At 45.2% G+C, this 16,496-nt stretch carries 16 protein-coding genes, 2 tRNA genes, 1 rRNA gene and 1 riboswitch; of the genes, 6 read left to right on the forward strand and 13 right to left on the reverse strand.

The window, feature by feature from the left end:
• Positions 1-263 precede the first annotated feature (263 nt).
• The 4 genes from AC3CIA_RS15530 to AC3CIA_RS15545 all read left to right on the forward strand — a co-directional run bounded on the left by AC3CIA_RS15530 (position 264) and on the right by AC3CIA_RS15545 (position 2,673).
• The gene (locus AC3CIA_RS15530) at positions 264-524 is read left to right on the forward strand and encodes a BufA1 family periplasmic bufferin-type metallophore (protein WP_004736650.1); all 261 of its coding nucleotides are present in this window, start codon (positions 264-266) and stop codon (positions 522-524) included.
• A 64-nt stretch (positions 525-588) separates the two neighbouring features.
• Positions 589-1,449: an MNIO family bufferin maturase gene (gene bufB / locus AC3CIA_RS15535; protein ID WP_488518289.1), complete on the forward strand. Its 861-nt coding sequence runs from the start codon at positions 589-591 to the stop codon at positions 1,447-1,449.
• Positions 1,446-2,213 carry an HvfC/BufC N-terminal domain-containing protein gene (locus AC3CIA_RS15540; RefSeq protein WP_488518290.1) on the forward strand — a complete coding sequence of 256 codons (768 nt, stop codon included), beginning with the start codon at positions 1,446-1,448 and terminating at the stop codon, positions 2,211-2,213. The genes bufB and AC3CIA_RS15540 overlap by 4 nt, the downstream gene beginning before the upstream one ends.
• 1 nt (position 2,214) lies before the next feature.
• Positions 2,215-2,673 (forward strand): DoxX family protein, encoded by a 459-nt coding sequence (locus AC3CIA_RS15545; RefSeq protein WP_488518291.1) that lies wholly within the window; start codon positions 2,215-2,217, stop codon positions 2,671-2,673.
• Positions 2,674-2,759: 86 nt separating this feature from the next.
• Here AC3CIA_RS15545 and tsrA read toward each other — a convergent pair whose 3' ends face one another.
• Both tsrA and AC3CIA_RS15555 read right to left on the reverse strand, forming a co-directional pair.
• On the reverse strand, positions 2,760-3,041 hold the full coding sequence (tsrA, locus tag AC3CIA_RS15550; protein ID WP_004736654.1) for an H-NS-like global regulator TsrA: 282 nt from the start codon (positions 3,039-3,041) through the stop codon (positions 2,760-2,762).
• A gap of 102 nt (positions 3,042-3,143) precedes the next feature.
• Complete coding sequence (locus tag AC3CIA_RS15555; RefSeq protein ID WP_029222012.1) at positions 3,144-4,343, reverse strand: multidrug effflux MFS transporter; 1,200 nt, start codon at positions 4,341-4,343, stop codon at positions 3,144-3,146.
• 101 nt (positions 4,344-4,444) lie between these two features.
• Here AC3CIA_RS15555 and AC3CIA_RS15560 point away from each other — a divergent pair, with 101 nt between their 5' ends.
• Together AC3CIA_RS15560 and AC3CIA_RS15565 are read left to right on the forward strand one after the other, a co-directional pair.
• On the forward strand, positions 4,445-5,386 hold the full coding sequence (locus AC3CIA_RS15560) for a LysR substrate-binding domain-containing protein (protein WP_004736656.1): 942 nt from the start codon (positions 4,445-4,447) through the stop codon (positions 5,384-5,386).
• 122 nt (positions 5,387-5,508) lie between these two features.
• A complete protein-coding gene (locus AC3CIA_RS15565; protein ID WP_488518292.1) occupies positions 5,509-7,299 on the forward strand; it encodes an aminopeptidase P family protein in 1,791 nt (596 codons plus the stop codon).
• A gap of 135 nt (positions 7,300-7,434) precedes the next feature.
• Here AC3CIA_RS15565 and thiH read toward each other — a convergent pair whose 3' ends face one another.
• From thiH to rrf, 11 genes are all read right to left on the reverse strand, one after another.
• A complete protein-coding gene (thiH, locus tag AC3CIA_RS15570) occupies positions 7,435-8,562 on the reverse strand; it encodes a 2-iminoacetate synthase ThiH (protein ID WP_488518293.1) in 1,128 nt (375 codons plus the stop codon).
• A 7-nt stretch (positions 8,563-8,569) separates the two neighbouring features.
• The gene (locus tag AC3CIA_RS15575; RefSeq protein ID WP_488518294.1) at positions 8,570-9,334 is read right to left on the reverse strand and encodes a thiazole synthase; all 765 of its coding nucleotides are present in this window, start codon (positions 9,332-9,334) and stop codon (positions 8,570-8,572) included.
• A gap of 2 nt (positions 9,335-9,336) precedes the next feature.
• Complete coding sequence (gene thiS / locus AC3CIA_RS15580; protein ID WP_102553991.1) at positions 9,337-9,546, reverse strand: sulfur carrier protein ThiS; 210 nt, start codon at positions 9,544-9,546, stop codon at positions 9,337-9,339.
• Entirely contained in the window at positions 9,543-10,325 is a 783-nt protein-coding gene (locus tag AC3CIA_RS15585; RefSeq protein WP_171309456.1) for a HesA/MoeB/ThiF family protein, read from the reverse strand. Before AC3CIA_RS15585 ends, thiS begins: the two co-directional genes overlap by 4 nt.
• A complete protein-coding gene (locus AC3CIA_RS15590; protein ID WP_171309457.1) occupies positions 10,315-11,607 on the reverse strand; it encodes a thiamine phosphate synthase in 1,293 nt (430 codons plus the stop codon). Before AC3CIA_RS15590 ends, AC3CIA_RS15585 begins: the two co-directional genes overlap by 11 nt.
• On the reverse strand, positions 11,607-13,556 hold the full coding sequence (gene thiC, locus AC3CIA_RS15595) for a phosphomethylpyrimidine synthase ThiC (RefSeq protein ID WP_171309458.1): 1,950 nt from the start codon (positions 13,554-13,556) through the stop codon (positions 11,607-11,609). Before thiC ends, AC3CIA_RS15590 begins: the two co-directional genes overlap by 1 nt.
• Positions 13,557-13,686: 130 nt before the next feature.
• Positions 13,687-13,785, reverse strand: a riboswitch (TPP riboswitch).
• 62 nt (positions 13,786-13,847) lie between these two features.
• Positions 13,848-14,231, reverse strand: a complete 384-nt coding sequence (gene crcB, locus AC3CIA_RS15600) for a fluoride efflux transporter CrcB (protein ID WP_488518295.1) — start codon at positions 14,229-14,231, stop codon at positions 13,848-13,850.
• Between the two features lie 100 nt (positions 14,232-14,331).
• Complete coding sequence (locus AC3CIA_RS15605; RefSeq protein ID WP_054548400.1) at positions 14,332-15,714, reverse strand: multicopper oxidase family protein; 1,383 nt, start codon at positions 15,712-15,714, stop codon at positions 14,332-14,334.
• A 350-nt stretch (positions 15,715-16,064) separates the two neighbouring features.
• Positions 16,065-16,141, reverse strand: a tRNA-Trp gene (locus AC3CIA_RS15610).
• A 60-nt stretch (positions 16,142-16,201) separates the two neighbouring features.
• A tRNA-Asp gene (locus AC3CIA_RS15615) sits at positions 16,202-16,278 on the reverse strand.
• Positions 16,279-16,345: 67 nt separating this feature from the next.
• Positions 16,346-16,461: ribosomal RNA gene (rrf, locus tag AC3CIA_RS15620) — 5S ribosomal RNA — on the reverse strand.
• Positions 16,462-16,496: the final 35 nt, after the last annotated feature.

The raw sequence follows: 16,496 nt of genomic DNA on the forward strand, positions 1-16,496 counted from the left end.
GGACATGCTCACTACTGGGTATTTATACATAAAAGCTGATTATAACCTAAACACTAGGCTGCGTTTAGGATAATAAGAAGAAAATATAATCAAAAAATAACATCATATAATCAGCAACTTAATAGCTAACACATCATTAATATTGATATTTTTTATAATGCAGTGAAATTATTTCCGAGTTCTTCCTATCCTTTTTAGTAAGCAAGTTAACAACTTATTAACCTGCGATATAAAAATACTATTAAGTCCTAGAGGGAATGACTATGAAAAATTCTAATCTTGCTGTTACAGCTGCAATCACAAGTGTACTAGCGTTCGGCGGTGCAGTTCTTACATCAGCACCTGCGGAAGCAGCAGCAAAAGAGAAATGCTACGGCGTTGCAAAAGCTGGCCAAAATGATTGTGCAACCAAAACAAGTTCATGTGCGGGTACAGCCAAAGAAGACAACCAATCCGATGCATTCGTGGTCGTTCCTAAAGGACTGTGTGGCAAATTATCAGGTGGTAACACTCAATCATCATAATTGAGCTGATAAGTATGGTGAGCTGATATCCAGCTCACCTCCACTTCCTATTAGGAGAATCGTTGTGACTCAAACTCTTCACCCCAATACAGGGGTTGGCCTTAGAACACCGCACTTGGACTTCTTTAGCCAAAACCCAGCTTTAGTGAGTTGGTTAGAGGTGCACAGCGAGAACTACTTTTTAGCGAAATCACCGCAACGTCAACAACTGAGAGAGATTCGTCACGCACACAGCATCAGTTGTCACGGCGTTGGATTGTCGCTAGGTTCTGTTGAGCGCATCAATCAACATCATCTGATGCAGTTAAAAGACCTGATTGATGATATCGAGCCCTTCTTGGTTTCTGATCATCTCAGCTGGAGTCAGACAGGCGGTCACTACTTCAATGACTTGTTACCGCTGCCTTATACCGAAGAGGCGTTAGAAGTCTTCTGCCGCAATGTCATCGAGGTTCAAGACGGCCTGCAACGCCCTATGCTGATTGAAAATCCATCGAGCTACCTTGCCTTCAAACATTCAACCATCCCAGAGTGGGAATTTTTAGCCGAGGTACAAAAGCGTACCGAGTGTCGACTACTGCTCGATTTCAATAATATTTTTGTCTCATCTTTTAATCACGGTTTCAGCTGTGAAGAGTATCTCAATGGAATACCAGCAGACAAAGTGGAAGAGATTCACTTGGCAGGTTTTACCAAAAAGAAACTCGAACAAGGTGAGATCTGGATAGACACCCACAGCAAGCCTGTCTGTGACGAAGTGTGGCAACTCTACACGCAATGGATAGAACAACATGGTTCGCGCCATACCTTGATAGAGTGGGATTTAGATATCCCAGAGCCACAAATTTTATTGGCTGAAGCGGCCAAAGCCAGTGATATTTTGTATCAACACGACAAGTTCAACCAAAGGAGTCGCGCATCATGAGCCACTCTTTAGCTAATGTGCAATCGGAGCTTGCTAACGCCCTACGCTATCAAAACAATGGTGAGCACTGCGACATAGTGAGCGACCACTTTTCCGATGAACAGCGCATCCAGATCTACCGAAATAACTTTGTGATTAGCTTGAGTGAAGTACTGGCTGCTACGTATCCACTGACTGAAATGTTGGTTGGTGAAGAGTGCTTCCAACAAATGGCTCGTCTACATGTCTTAAGTTATCCATCAACCTCTGGTGACGTCAGTGGTTACGGTGAACACTTTGAACAAACTATCCAAGCCTTTCCTGCTGTTATCGAGGCTGCACCTTATCTCGCTGAAGTAGCTTTGTATGAATGGCGAAAAGATAGCTTGGTGAGATGCGTTTCAGAATCACATGTCGACCAACGTCCTCTTTCTCGTTTAGCTGATGTACCGCAAGAACAACAAGGCGCTTTAGTCTTTCATCTCAAAGATTCAATAACGCTAATTAATTCTAGCTATACGATTATCGCGCTTGAGCAGGCTATCTATCAGCAACAACTCGATGGGTTAGACATCAACCAACCTGAATTTGGGGTGTTAATCCGAGCGGAAAATTCACAGATTGAGAGCCATCGTTTGACGCAAGAAAGCCACCAACTATTAACCGAATTACAATCGGGTCAAACGCTCTCAGCGATAGACCCTTTACTACTACAACATCTGAATACTGTCATGACACTGAACGTCATCTCAGGCTTTTCAATCAATGCCGAATTGGAGACATAATATGGATAACAACACAGTCACGAGCATGATGGCTCAATACGACAGTTTGATTGAGAAATCACAGGCACTTTTTGTTCCCGTACTACTTCTGTTTTGTCGCCTATGGGTGGCGTGGGTCTTCTTTAATTCAGGACTCACCAAAATAGCCACTTGGGATAGCACCCTTTACTTGTTTGAATTGGAATACCAAGTGCCTATTTTGCCTTGGGAATTGGCCGCTTACATGGGTACCGCAGCTGAATTGATTCTGCCGGTATTCTTAGCGCTTGGCTTGTTAACCCGACCAATGGCTGCAGTGCTGTTCGTTTTCAATATCATGGCCGTCGTGTCATACCCTGTATTGTGGGCACAAGGCTTCTATGATCATCAGCTTTGGGGATTAATGATTCTTATCGTCGTGGTATGGGGAGCTGGACCATTTTCACTTGATAGAATCTTAAAAGCGCAGTTCAAAAACTAAACCTCTTTTCCATGGTCTCTAAATTTACATAGGTCCAAAACGCAAAAAACCACTCAATTGAGTGGTTTCTTTTTATCTGGAATAAACTACTTGTTTAGAAAAGCTTGTAGCTCTTCAGCAGAGATACCTTGCTCGGCTAGCTCTTTTGCTAGTAGCTGAACTTGTTCACCTTTACGAGATTCAACCACGCGTTGAAATTGGTAAATGATATCTCGCAAAGTATCAATTGGAACTTGTTTTGCCGCACTGCGAATACGCTCTTCACTTTGGTTTCCTAGCTCTTTAAGCAATTTACCAAACATGACCTTTTCAGGTGCATCTTCCATTTGTTCTAAGATGCGCGCCATTTCGTAGGTTGTTAATGACATTACAGTATTTTCCGTTGGGGACTAACGTTTCAATGAGTGACAAATATACCATGTTTTAACGTTTCGCAAACCGCCATTTGTATATTTTGTCATCCTTGAGACTTATGCCTTAGCAAACGTCGTGTGCCATGACTTACCCGCTTTGCTCGCAAGCACTAACAATGCAGGAACAATAAGGAACATTTGCAGCGCAATCATCACTTGAGACGTTAAATCAAGACGTTGCATCGTACCAACAAGCAGTCCAGAACCGCTCATTTGGAACAAGCCAAGCAACGCAGCTGCGGTACCCGCACGGTCACCAAAAGGTTCAAGTGCCTTACCGGCTGCAGCACCAAGAATCCAAGCGAAGCCAACTGAAGATAGAAAAATCGGCAGCATGAATGCGATCGCGCTAGCATGCTCAGCAAGCACCAACATAACCACACCCGCTAAGCCAAGCGTTGAAATACCGACAACCAATGCTTTGTAAGTACCAAAACGGTCCATAAACTTCGGCGCAGTGAATGCCGCCGTGATGTTGATAACCGCGTTGATACCAAACCAGAACGTAAACTCATTCATCGTCAAACCTAGGTTTTCCATCAGCACAACAGGTGCAGAGGTAACGTAAGCAAGAATGACCGCCATCGCCATCAAGCATAAGGTTGCATGGAAGATGAATGATGGTGTTTTCAATACCGACCAGTAACGCTCAAGTTTGAACACCGCGACCTTTTCTGTAGCCGGATTAGACTCTTTCATTTGGAAAAACAGAATGGTGCCAACCACGACAGCGAACACAGCCATAAAGCTAAAGTTCGAGCGCCAGCCAAACTGTTGAGTTAACCAAGCACCCAGAATCGGTGCTAGTGCAGGAATAAAGCAAATTGCACCATTGAGGTAACTGATCATACGGCCACTTTTCTCCGGGCCAAATAGATCGCGAACCGTCGCAAAGGCTGCTACAGAAGTCGCACAAGCTCCTAAGCCTTGTAGCAGCCGAGCTATTAGCATCATATCAATCGATTGAGCTGCCCACGCCAAGCAAGCACTCAATGCATAGATACTAACACCTCCCAATGCAACGGTTCGACGTCCTAACTTATCAGCCAAAGGGCCTGCAAATAATTGCCCGACACCCATGGCGAATAAAAACCAAGTAATCGTATCTTGTGCTAGTGCGTGTTCCACGTGAAACGCTGTTGAAATTTGTGGCAGAGCTGGAAGATAAATATCTATAGCCAGAGGGCTAAATAGAACCAGCATTGCCAATAAAGCAACCTGCAGTTTACTAGGGGTTGGAAGCGCGTTAGAAGGCACAAGATTCTCCGAATGAGTTAATTTAGGTGCATAATAACCAACTAAAGATATGAACAAAAATGGCATATACTCATTAGCATTATTCCAAATAGGAAACTCACATGAATATCGAGAAACTATCACGCCTCGACCTCAATCTATTGGTTTGCTTACAGGTGCTGATGGAAGAGCTGAGTGTCACTCGCACCGCACATCGATTATGCTTGAGCCAATCGGCTGTGAGTAAGTCGCTAGCCAAGCTTCGTGAACAATTTAATGACCCCCTTTTCACACGAAGTGCTCATGGCCTACGACCAACACCGAAAGCTGTTTTCCTAAAGCCTCGGTTAGAAACGTTGATCAACCAACTTGATGTTCTCACTCAACCTGAGACATTCATTCCCAACAATAGCGACCACAGCTTTCACATTGCTGCCGTTGAGAGTGTTTACCCGCTGATTCTTCCTCACTTCTTACCGGCGATATTTCGACAAGCACCTAAGGTTAATATCAACACCCATGCGTGGACCGAACAAACCTTTAAGAAGCTACAGCTTGGTGAGTTAGATATCGGACTCACAGGCAAAGACATCGACATCAACGACGCGCGCTTAACCATGCTGCCGCCAGACGACATCTGCGAACAAGAGATCTACCGTGATGCACAGATGTGTGTATTAAGGCGTAACCACCCTGCTCTAAGTGGTAAATGGGATTTGGGAACCTACCTTGCGCAGCGTCATGTACAAGTAAGATGTGATGGGAACGATCGATGGCTGCTCGACTACAAACTGGCTGATCTTGGTCATCAGCGAGATATCGCTATTTCTGTTCCAGACTTCAATAGTGCAGCAAGCTTGTGTACCTATACCGACTTTGTGTTTACCGCACCAAGCCACTTTACTTACCTCGTCGCTAAACAACTCGACTTAGTGGTTGTCCCTTTACCGATGGAATTCCCGCCGATGGCATACACTCTGTTTTGGCACCGTGACAGAGAAAACGACCCAGCGTTAACTTGGCTACGAGATATCATCAAAGAAAAAACTCTGCACCTTAGATAAAAATGGCGTACAGCGTTTGCAGCAAACGAACAAAAGCGCTAGCTTATTGACCTAATAAGTCCCCTCACATGTATATCTACAGTGAGTGCTAACAAGGACCCTAACAATAAGGATAAACACAGATGCACAATATCACTGCGGGACGCGTTACTGCGGTTCGAGCTTGGCTCGAAACAAACAACCTAGATGCCGTTATCATTCCACATGAAGACGAATATCTAGGTGAATACGTTCCAGCTCATAACGAGCGACTTCACTGGTTAACAGGTTTCACTGGCTCTGCAGGTGCCGCTGTTATTACTCGTGAAACTGCTGCTATTTTTGTTGATGGTCGCTACACCGTTCAGGTTCGTAAGCAAGTACCAGCAGAGTTATTTGAGTATCGCCACCTTATTGAAGAACCGGCTTTAGATTGGATCATAAATTCATTGCCACAAGGCAGTAAGGTTGCATTCGACCCACGCATGCACACCGCAGCTTGGTTGAAAGGCGCACAAGCAAAACTGGCAGAGAAAGTTGAGCTAACGACACTCTCTTCTAATCCAATTGATGAACTTTGGTCTGATCGCCCTGAGCCTGTCGTGTCTGATGTTCGCCTAATGGCAACAGACGCCGTTGGTCAATCAAGCGAGAGTAAGCGCGCTGAGATTGCTGGCTTGCTAAAAGCAAAAGGTGCGGACGCCGCTATCCTTACCGAGCTAGACTCAATCTGTTGGTTGCTTAACATTCGTGGTTTAGACGTATCTCGCCTACCTGTTGTGTTATCCAACGCGATCATCCACACCGATGAAAGCGTCGACTTCTTCCTAGACCCAGCACGCATCCCGGCGGGCTTTGAAGCACACGTGGGTAATGGTATTCGCGTTTCTCACCCATCAGAGCTTGAAGCGCGCCTTCAGTCTCTAGAAGGTAACAATGTGTCTGTCGATTCAGGCACGAGCAATGCTTGGTACACGCTTGTTCTACAAAACGCTGGCGCTCATATCATTGAAGCAGCAGACCCATGCCTAATGCCAAAGGCCGCTAAAAACGCAACTGAAATCGCGGGCATGAAAGCGTGTCACATTCGTGATGGTGTTGCGATGGCCAAATTCTTGTCTTGGATTGATGCGGAAGTCGCACAAGGTAATCTACACAACGAAGCAGTATTGGCTGACAAAGTACAATCATTCCGTGAACAAGACCCAACACTGATGGATCTAAGTTTTGACACGATTTCAGCTGCAGGTGGTAACGCAGCTATGTGTCACTACAACCATGAGAACCAACCTGAACCAGGTCAGCTAGAACTGAATACTCTGTACCTAGTCGATTCAGGTGGCCAGTATCTAGATGGTACAACCGACATCACTCGTACTATCGCGATTGGCCAACCAAGTGACGAAATGATTCAGCAGTTCACTCTCGCACTGAAAGGTCATATCGGCATAGCACGAGCTCGTTTCCCACAAGGCACTCGTGGTTTCCAACTGGATATCCTAGCGCGTCAGCACCTTTGGGCAGAAGGCTTCGATTACGACCACGGTACTGGCCATGGTGTGGGTCACTTCCTAAGTGTTCATGAAGGACCGCAAAGCATCTCTAAGAAGCTGATCGACGTACCTCTTGTTGAAGGTATGGTGTTATCAAACGAGCCGGGTTACTACCGTGCTGATGAATTTGGTATCCGTATCGAGAACCTAGAACTGGTTGTTGAACTGCCAACTCAAGGTGACTTCGCAGTATTGACGTTTGAATCGCTAACACGTTGCCCTATCGATAAGCGCAACATCAATGTTGATTTGCTAACACGACCTGAACTGGCGTGGCTGAACGACTACCATCAGAAAGTATGGAACGATGTTAGCCCATTAGTTGAAGGTGATACGCTGGAATGGCTACGCCAATCAACAACACCACTTGCTCACGCTTAATGCCTTGCTAGACAGATAACTGAACCAAAATTAGTTGGCTCAGTTAGATATTAAGACGGCTACCCTTAGGTAGCCGTTTTTGTTTGTCGATTTCACATTATTGATGTTTCACGTGGAACATAAACCAAACATTGATTAACCAGAATAGGCACTGTGCCAATCACGCCACACTGGGTCGAAACCACGCTGACGAATCATCGACTCAACATCTGCCGCACTTCTCTCGTCACTGATCTCAAACTGCTCAAGCTCTTCCTCACCCGAAGCATAACCACCAGGCTGGGTTTTAGAAGCCGCCGACATACTGGTGATTCCCAATGGCAACACATTGTCGCGGAAGGTTGCAGACTCACGAGTAGATAGAGACAACTCGACCTCAGGGTTTAATAGTCGATAAGCACAGATAAGTTGTACCAACTGCTTATCACTCATAATCGACTTAGGTTGCAAACCTCCACTAGAGTCTCCCCCCTCACACGGACGAAGACGTGGGAATGAAATTGAATAGCGAGTCTGCCAATAAGTACGCTCGAGGTAATCTAAGTGAGCAGCAACAAAGAAGCAGTCGGTTCTCCAATCCTCCAAACCAATCAGGGCACCAATACCGATCTTATCGATTCCCGCCTTTGCCAAGCGATCGGGGGTTTCAAGACGATACTCAAAATCCATTTTGTTGCCACGTAGATGGTGCTCAGCGTAAGTTCTTGGCTGATAAGTCTCTTGGTAAACCATAACAGCATCTAGGCCGAGAGTTTTAAGCTCTGCGTAATCATTTTGATCCAGCGGCTGCACTTCCATCGCAAGGTAGTTAAATTGCTTTTTTATATTCGGCAACACCTGTCGAAAGTAATTCATCCCGACCTTAGTTTCATGTTCACCGGTAACCAACAAAACGCTATCGAACTTCATCTTTTTAATAGCCGCACTTTCGGCATCAATTTCATCCAAAGTAAGCGTGCGGCGCTTGATACGGTTCTCCATTGAGAAGCCACAATACGTGCACGCATTAGCGCATAGATTCGAGAGGTACAAAGGAATATAAAGCGACATCGTATTGCCAAACCGCTTGCGAGTTAACGCCAACGATTGTTGTGCCATCTGCTCTAAGTAAGGTTCTGCCGCCGGAGAGATCAGAGCCTTAAAGTCTTCTAAGTCACGTTTGGGTTTACTCAGAGCACGTTCAACATCCGCTGCCGTTTTACTGAAGATAGACATACCAATGTCATCCCAGTTGAGCTGTTTAAATCGTTCAACAAACGTCATAGCAATACTACTCGTCTAGGAATGAAGTTAACGGGCTCGAAGCAACCGCGTGAGATACTTTTCCTGCAAGTCCAGCAAGGTAAGCCATTCGACCCGCCTCAACCGCCAACTTAAAAGCAATCGCCATATCAACAGGCTGTTGCGACGCAGCTATAGCCGTATTCACTAACACAGCGTCTGCGCCCATTTCCATTGCACGAGCAGCATGAGATGGTGCACCAATGCCCGCATCAACAATCACAGGGACATTCGCTTGGTCGATAATGATCTCTAAGAAGTCTGCAGACGCAATACCCTTATTTGAACCAATCGGCGCACCCAGCGGCATAACTGCAGCGCAACCCACCTCTTCCAAGCGTTTACACAATACTGGATCGGCATGGCAGTAAGGCAACACAACAAAACCATCTTTAACCAGTTGCTCAGAAGCTTTAAGCGTCTCAATTGGGTCTGGCATCAAGTACTTTGGATCTGGGTGAATTTCCAGTTTAAGCCAGTTTGTGCCTAGCGCTTCACGAGCCAAATGCGCAGCAAAGACGGCATCTTTTGCACTCTTCGCCCCAGAGGTATTCGGTAGCAAGTTCACGCCAGCATCAATGATTGGTTGTAAAATGTCGTCTTGCTCAGAGCGAATATCGACTCTCTTCAACGCCATGGTTGCCAGTTGCGAACCTGAAGCTTCAATAGCACTCGCCATCAAATGCTTGTTTGCGAACTTGCCGGTTCCTGTGAAGAGTCGCGATTGAAACGTTTTATCAGCGATAGTTAACATGGTTAGCCTCCTGCTATAGCTTGGAAAAGAGAAATAGCGTCGCCTTCATTGACGACAGTTTTTTGCCACTGACTTCGTGGGACAACCGCATTATTGATTGCAAAGACACAACCCAGATCAGGTAGTGACAGAGCCTGGATAATGTCCGCGAGAGACGATAAGTGCGCGACCTGTTCTGGTTGCTCGTTTATCGAGATCGTTATATGACTCATTGGATTTCTTCTTCTAAATGCTTAACTGCAGACGCACTGCACACGGGACATTCACTATCTTGAGTGACCATTAAGTTTTGCCAATTCATCGCTTGGCCATCGAACAGTTTGAGCTGGTGTGTTGCTACCTGAAACTCACCACGAGTTAAGCGTTGAATAGCAGCCAAAGCTTGAAGGTTACCTATAGTGCCAACAACCGGGCCTATGATGCCGCTATCACTACAACGAGTCGTTTGTGGATGATGACTGAACGGAAACAAACAGTGATAGCACCCTTTCCGATTCTGATAATCAAAGACAATAAACTGGCCTTTCCAACCAATTGCAGAACCGGAAATCAAAGGTGTATTGCTACCGAAGCATGCTTGGTTAACCTGTTGGCGTGACTCAAAGTTGTCAGTACAATCCAACACTAAATCAGCGAGCATCACTTCAAGTTCAAGCTGACTGTCACTCATTCGCTGATTGATGGTTCTAACTTGGCTACGACTATTGAGCTCGCTCAGTTGTTGCTTCAAAGCTTCGACTTTAGGCGAACCTAACTGAATTTCTTTGAACGCGACCTGTCGTTGCAGGTTAGATGAATCCACACAGTCATCATCAACCAACACGATCTTTCCAACACCAGAAGCTGCAAGGTAAAGAGCCGCAGCATTACCTAAGCCACCACAACCAATCACTAACACATGGCTATTTAATAGGTTTCGTTGTCCTTGTTCACCGACTTCAGGTAACGCAATTTGTCGTTGATAACGAATAAATTCAAAGTCACTCAGCATAGCTAGGCTCCTGCATAACCTCTTCTTTGAGAGCTGGAGGTTTAGACGCCATCAGTTTTTCGAAAAATTCGATCACTTTTTGTGGGTCTTCCGCCAATGTAATCGCACGTACCACCGCTAAACTCGACACCCCACACTCCCACACCTGCCCAGCTGTCGATTGATCAATACCGCCAATAGCAACCGTCGGATAACCGGTGAGTTGTTCTGTGTATGGGATAGTATCAATCAGCTGTTGATACAGAGATAAACGAACTAAACCTTGAGGCTTCGATGGCATCTGTTTAGTTGTTGTTGGGAAGATATGCCCCAGCGCAATATAGCTTGGGTTGATTTGAACAATGCGCAGCAACTCGTAATAGCCATGAGTCGAGAGACCGATCTTTATACCCGCTTGGCTCAACTGTGAGAGGTTTGATTCTTCAATATCCTCTTGCCCTAAATGAACACCAAAAGCACCATGCTTGAGTGCAAGCTGCCAATAATCGTTGATAAAAACTTGAGCGTTATGCTCTCGACCAAGGTCGATTGATCGTTCGATTTGTTGTTCTAAGTCCGCTTGCTGCGGGTTTTTAATACGTAGTTGAACAGTGTTGATGCCAAGCTTGAGCAACCTTTCGATCCACTCGACATTGTCAACCACTGGGTATAACCCTAAGCTACTCTTAATCAATTCAGGGAACGAAAGTGATGTTCCTTGGTGCGCCCAACCAACACTAATATCCAGTCGCTCATCTTCCAGAACTGGAATTGGAAAGTTTTGGTAATGTGCTGGCCATGTTCCACGTGAAACATTGGACGCTGCGCGAGCTAAAACCAGTGCGTCTTCTAATGGTAATTCCAGCGCCAACAAAGTAAGTAACCAAGCAAAGTGGCCGCGATTATCTAACTCCTGATGAGCTGTAGTTTCACTCTTGATAGCACGATTAGTATCCAAATGTGACCAGATATCAAGTACAACTGAATCATCTAAGACACCGATATAAATGGTATTCGGAGTTTGTGTAAAGGCATCACAAACGTCAGTTAGCGCGGCTGAATTACTGTAATCAACAACATGGTTCAATTCCGCTAGCTGACACTTCGCCAATGAATCAACATCATGAGCGAAGCCAATAGATAACGCCTGCTGAGAATCAACGATAGAGAAGTATTGAGTTGGGCTTACACCCAACTCAACTGCACCGGTTGCTAAGCCTTGTCGCTTAGCAACCAATAGACAGTTCTGCACCTCTCCCGTTAACTCAATATTTTGAGATGGGATGAGAATCTCCACTGTCATTATTCCTCTAATTGAGCTTCTTTTGCACCGACTGCAGGGTGGTAAAGTTCAGAGCCAGTATCACGGAACTCTTGTGATTTTTGACGCATCCCTTCCAACGGGTTATCCAGCATCTTAATCTCGATAGCCTGATCCGCAGCTACTTGTTCGGTGTCTTTCGCATACTCTCGAACTTCTTGAGAAATCTTCATCGAGCAGAATTTAGGTCCACACATTGAGCAGAAGTGAGCAACCTTGCCCGACTCTTGTGGCAGAGTTTCATCATGGAAAGAACGCGCGGTTTCAGGATCTAAAGCTAGATTAAATTGGTCTTCCCAACGGAATTCAAAACGTGCCTTTGATAATGCATTATCTCGGATTTGTGCGCCCGGATGTCCTTTAGCGAGGTCCGCTGCGTGTGCTGCTAGCTTGTAAGTAATCAGGCCAGTCTTCACATCTTCTTTGTTTGGTAAGCCTAGGTGCTCTTTAGGGGTGACATAACAGAGCATCGCACAGCCGTACCAACCAATCATGGCAGCACCAATACCTGAAGTAATATGATCGTAACCAGGGGCAATATCTGTCGTCAGTGGACCTAAAGTATAGAAAGGCGCTTCATGGCAGTGTTCTAACTGCTCGTCCATGTTCTCTTTGATTAAGTGCATTGGCACATGTCCAGGGCCTTCAATGATCACCTGAACATCATATTCCCAAGCTACTTTAGTCAACTCACCTAGAGTACGTAACTCCGAGAACTGAGCCTCATCATTGGCATCTGCAATAGAACCAGGACGTAGGCCGTCACCCAATGACAGTGCAACATCGTACTTCGCACAGATCTCACAGATCTCTCGGAAGTGGGTATAAAGGAAACTTTCTTGGTGATGAGCAAGACACCATTTCGCGATAATAGAACCACCACGAGAAACAATACCGGTCACACGTTTAGCCGTCATCGGAACGTAGCGAAGCAACAAACCAGCATGGATAGTGAAGTAATCAACACCCTGCTCTGCTTGTTCAATCAAGGTATCACGCATCACTTCCCAGTTAAGGTCTTCGGCTACGCCATTCACTTTTTCAAGCGCTTGATACATAGGAACCGTACCAATCGGCACTGGACTGTTACGCAGAATCCACTCGCGAGTCTCGTGGATATTACGGCCAGTTGAGAGGTCCATTACGGTATCGCCCCCCCAACGAGTTGACCAAACTAGCTTCTCAACTTCTTCTTCAATCGAAGAGCTTACTGAAGAGTTACCGATATTAGCGTTGACCTTCACTAAGAAGTTACGACCAATAATCATCGGTTCTGATTCTGGGTGGTTGATGTTCGACGGGATGATAGCTCGGCCTTCAGCGACTTCTTTACGTACGAACTCAGGGGTGATCTCTTTCGGCAGGTTTGCGCCAAAGTTATGGCCAGGGTGTTGGTGGTTCAGCTGCTCATCAGCGAATTTCTGACGTCCCATGTTCTCACGTATCGCAATGTACTCCATCTCAGGAGTAATAATCCCCTGACGAGCATAGTGCAGCTGAGTAACACATTGATCGCCAGTCGCGCGACGAATTCTAGGTAGGTTGCCGTAGCGAAGGTCGTCTAGGGTTTCATCTTGTAAACGTTCTTTGGTGTAAACAGAGCTTACATCGTCTAACAGTTCCGTATCACCACGCTCTTCAATCCATTGCTCTCGCAACTTAGGAAGACCGCTATACAGGTCTATTTCGTGTGTAGGATCTGTGTAAACACCGGAGGTATCGTAAACTTGAATGGGTGCATTAGGTTCGAATACAGGCTCTTTTTTGCTGCCACCAACTAGGCTATCAGCGAGTGATATTTCTCGTACAGGGACTTGAATGTCCTCTCGAGATCCTTGGATGTAAGCCTTTTTCGAATTTGGGTAAGGTTGTACGGATAAAGAATCAATGAAATTCTTCGCTTCCAGTCTTGCTTGTTTACGACTCGACATAGCATTTTTCCTTGGCTTTTAGCCATTATTTATAGGGATAAAAATGCTTGACGGATTTGATGCTACAAGAGGGATCACAACAAGAAAATACAGTTGTGATCTGGAGATAGATCTCTAGAAGGATTCTAGTTAGATATCTACTCTTGTTCCCTTCGCAGGTATTAGCCTGATCAGGTTCAACGGATCCCGAGTTAACGGTCTCAGCCATATGGCACTCCGACAAGTTCGATCGAGTATATAAAAACGGCTTGGATAAACCAAGCCGAGTTGTTAACAAATCGTAAGAAAGTTTTAAGACTTTATCAAAAGTTGGAAGCCGATCCATGCTGCTGAGATGCTGAGAACCACGTTGAGTAGCACATTGAGTCCCATCTTAAAGAAAGCACCCTGCTGCATAAGAAGCACGTTATCCATCGAAAATGTAGAAAATGTAGTCAATGCTCCAAGGAAACCAAGACCGATGATCTGCCTCCATGGTTCTGTCGCAACCATCTCATTCTCAAACGCTGCGATGAGCAAACCCATAATTAAAGAGCCAATTACGTTAACTGTCAGTGTACCGTAAGGGAAACCACGTCCTAGCATCACCACACATAACTCTGAAATCAAATAACGCGAACAAGCACCAAATGCGCCACCAATGGCAATAAAACCTAAAATAGATAACTGACTCATGAATCCTCCCAAACAATAGTCCCTATATTCTAGCTTTACCGTCGATAAAAGCGAGGGTAGAAACTAAGAATGCATGCGCAAATATTAAACGTTACAGGTGTCACTTAACTTCAATATATCCCATCAATCCTGTTTTCATGTGCTCAATTACATGACAGTGGTACATCCAGCGTCCTGGGTTGTCTGCAACAAATGCAGCTTTAGCTCGGCCATTTTTTCCAAGTAACACTGTATCGGTATGGAAAGGCTCTTCAATTTTTTTACCATCAAGTTCCAATACAGTAAATGTATGACCATGAATATGAATCGGGTGATGATATTGAGTGACGTTCTTAAGATCGAATATGTAAGTCTTACCCAACTCTAAAGTCGCCAACGGTTCAGGAATATTGTCTTTGCTCATTCCTTCCCATGCTCTTTTATTTGTTAGCCAAAACTTAGGCATCGATTTTCCATCTTTGGATACTGGAGAAACAGCCCCTTCCCATTCAAATAAAAAGTCGATCTCTTCAGCATTAGCAAGATCTAGGTTGGGCACTGGATTCAATGGTAGTAATGGCAACGAACGTCCTTGAGCAAATGCTGAATCTACGACTTCAAATTCACACAAAGAAAATGGGAAACGCCCCTTCATATGGAGAACGTTAACTCGCTCACCAGCTTTAGGAGCGATCAGTCCGATATCAACACGCATACCCGGACCAATTTTATGTTGAGTCAGTTTATAAGGCGTTTTTACAGGATTACCATCGATGGCTATAACCCATGCTTCAGCCCCTTCGACAGCAATAGGGTAAGTGATCGTATTATCGACATTAGCAATACGCAGTCTAGTCGCTGCATACTGCTTCAACTGATATACGGGTTCATGGACTCCATTAACACTACTCCACTCCCCAGGAGTGCCCATACGAGCACTGAGTCGTGGGATCATTAAATCTTTCCATTGACCCTGCTTGTCGATGTGCCAATGCTTAAGCATCAATGCGTGTTCTTCATCGAACCGTACTGGATTGCTCTCTTCTACGATAATAAGACCAACTAAGCCCATACCAAGCTGCTTCACGCTATTCATGTGTGGGTGATACCAAAACGTACCGGCATCTGGCGGCGTAAACTCATAAATGAATGTTTCACCTGGCATGATTGGTGGCTGACTTAAGAAGGGAACCCCATCCATTTCGATAGGAATTCTTAAACCATGCCAATGAATAGTCGTCGGCTCTGATAGCTTATTCGTAAAGCGGATCGTGACCTTTTCACCCTGTCGACATCGAATCGTTGGCGCTGGAATCTGGCCATTAAAGCCTAGAATATTAGTCTCAAATCCCGTTACTAGTTCAGCGGTTGAAGGCTCTGCCGTTAGGTCGTAAACATACTTTCCTTGTTCATCAACCAACCGTTTAATTGAGCAAGCGGGCAGTACAGTGAGTGCTGATATAGCGAGAGATGATTGAATAAACTTACGACGGGAGATATCCATATTTGTTGCCTTTTAGTAATAACGACCAAAATGTAACAAAATATTGAGAATAATTCTCATAAAGAAGTGGGGATTGTGCTGTTGATTGTTTATAAAAGAGGCTGGGATAAGTAAGCACTTACACTTTTAAGGCTAGGTTTTATTAAAAGCAGGAATTGTCGACTAAAAATCGAACAAATATAAAGTGAAAAAACAGAACTTCTGCTGAGGCATTGATATGGCAGGGTGGAGGTTTCGACTCCCAACAAGCTCTATTTTGGTAAGTCGGAGAATCCGCTACTTTGCTAATGGCGTATATATTAGATTCAGAAAGCAAAAAGGCTCTAGCATTTCTGCTAGAGCCTTAAATATGGCAGGGGTGGAGAGATTCGAACTCCCAACACGCGGATTTGGAATCCGCTGCTCTGCCAATTGGAGCTACACCCCTAAAACTTTTTACTACGTCAGATTCGAAAAAACCTCGCACTAGGCGAGGTTATCGAATAAGTGGCGGAGTGGACGGGACTCGAACCCGCGACCCCCGGCGTGACAGGCCGGTATTCTAACCAACTGAACTACCACTCCGCAGTGGTCAACTCACTAAGTGAGCGTCCATATCTCCAGGTCGGTCAACCTAAAGATTTAATTTAAAGCCTGGCGATGTCCTACTCTCACATGGGGAAACCCCACACTACCATCGGCGCTATTGTGTTTCACTTCTGAGTTCGGCATGGAATCAGGTGGGTCCACAATGCTATGGTCGCCAAGCAAATTTTAAAATTCGGAAAGCTTATCTAAAAGTA

The sequence above is a fragment of the Vibrio sp. QJM3NY_27 genome (genome assembly GCF_057785955.1).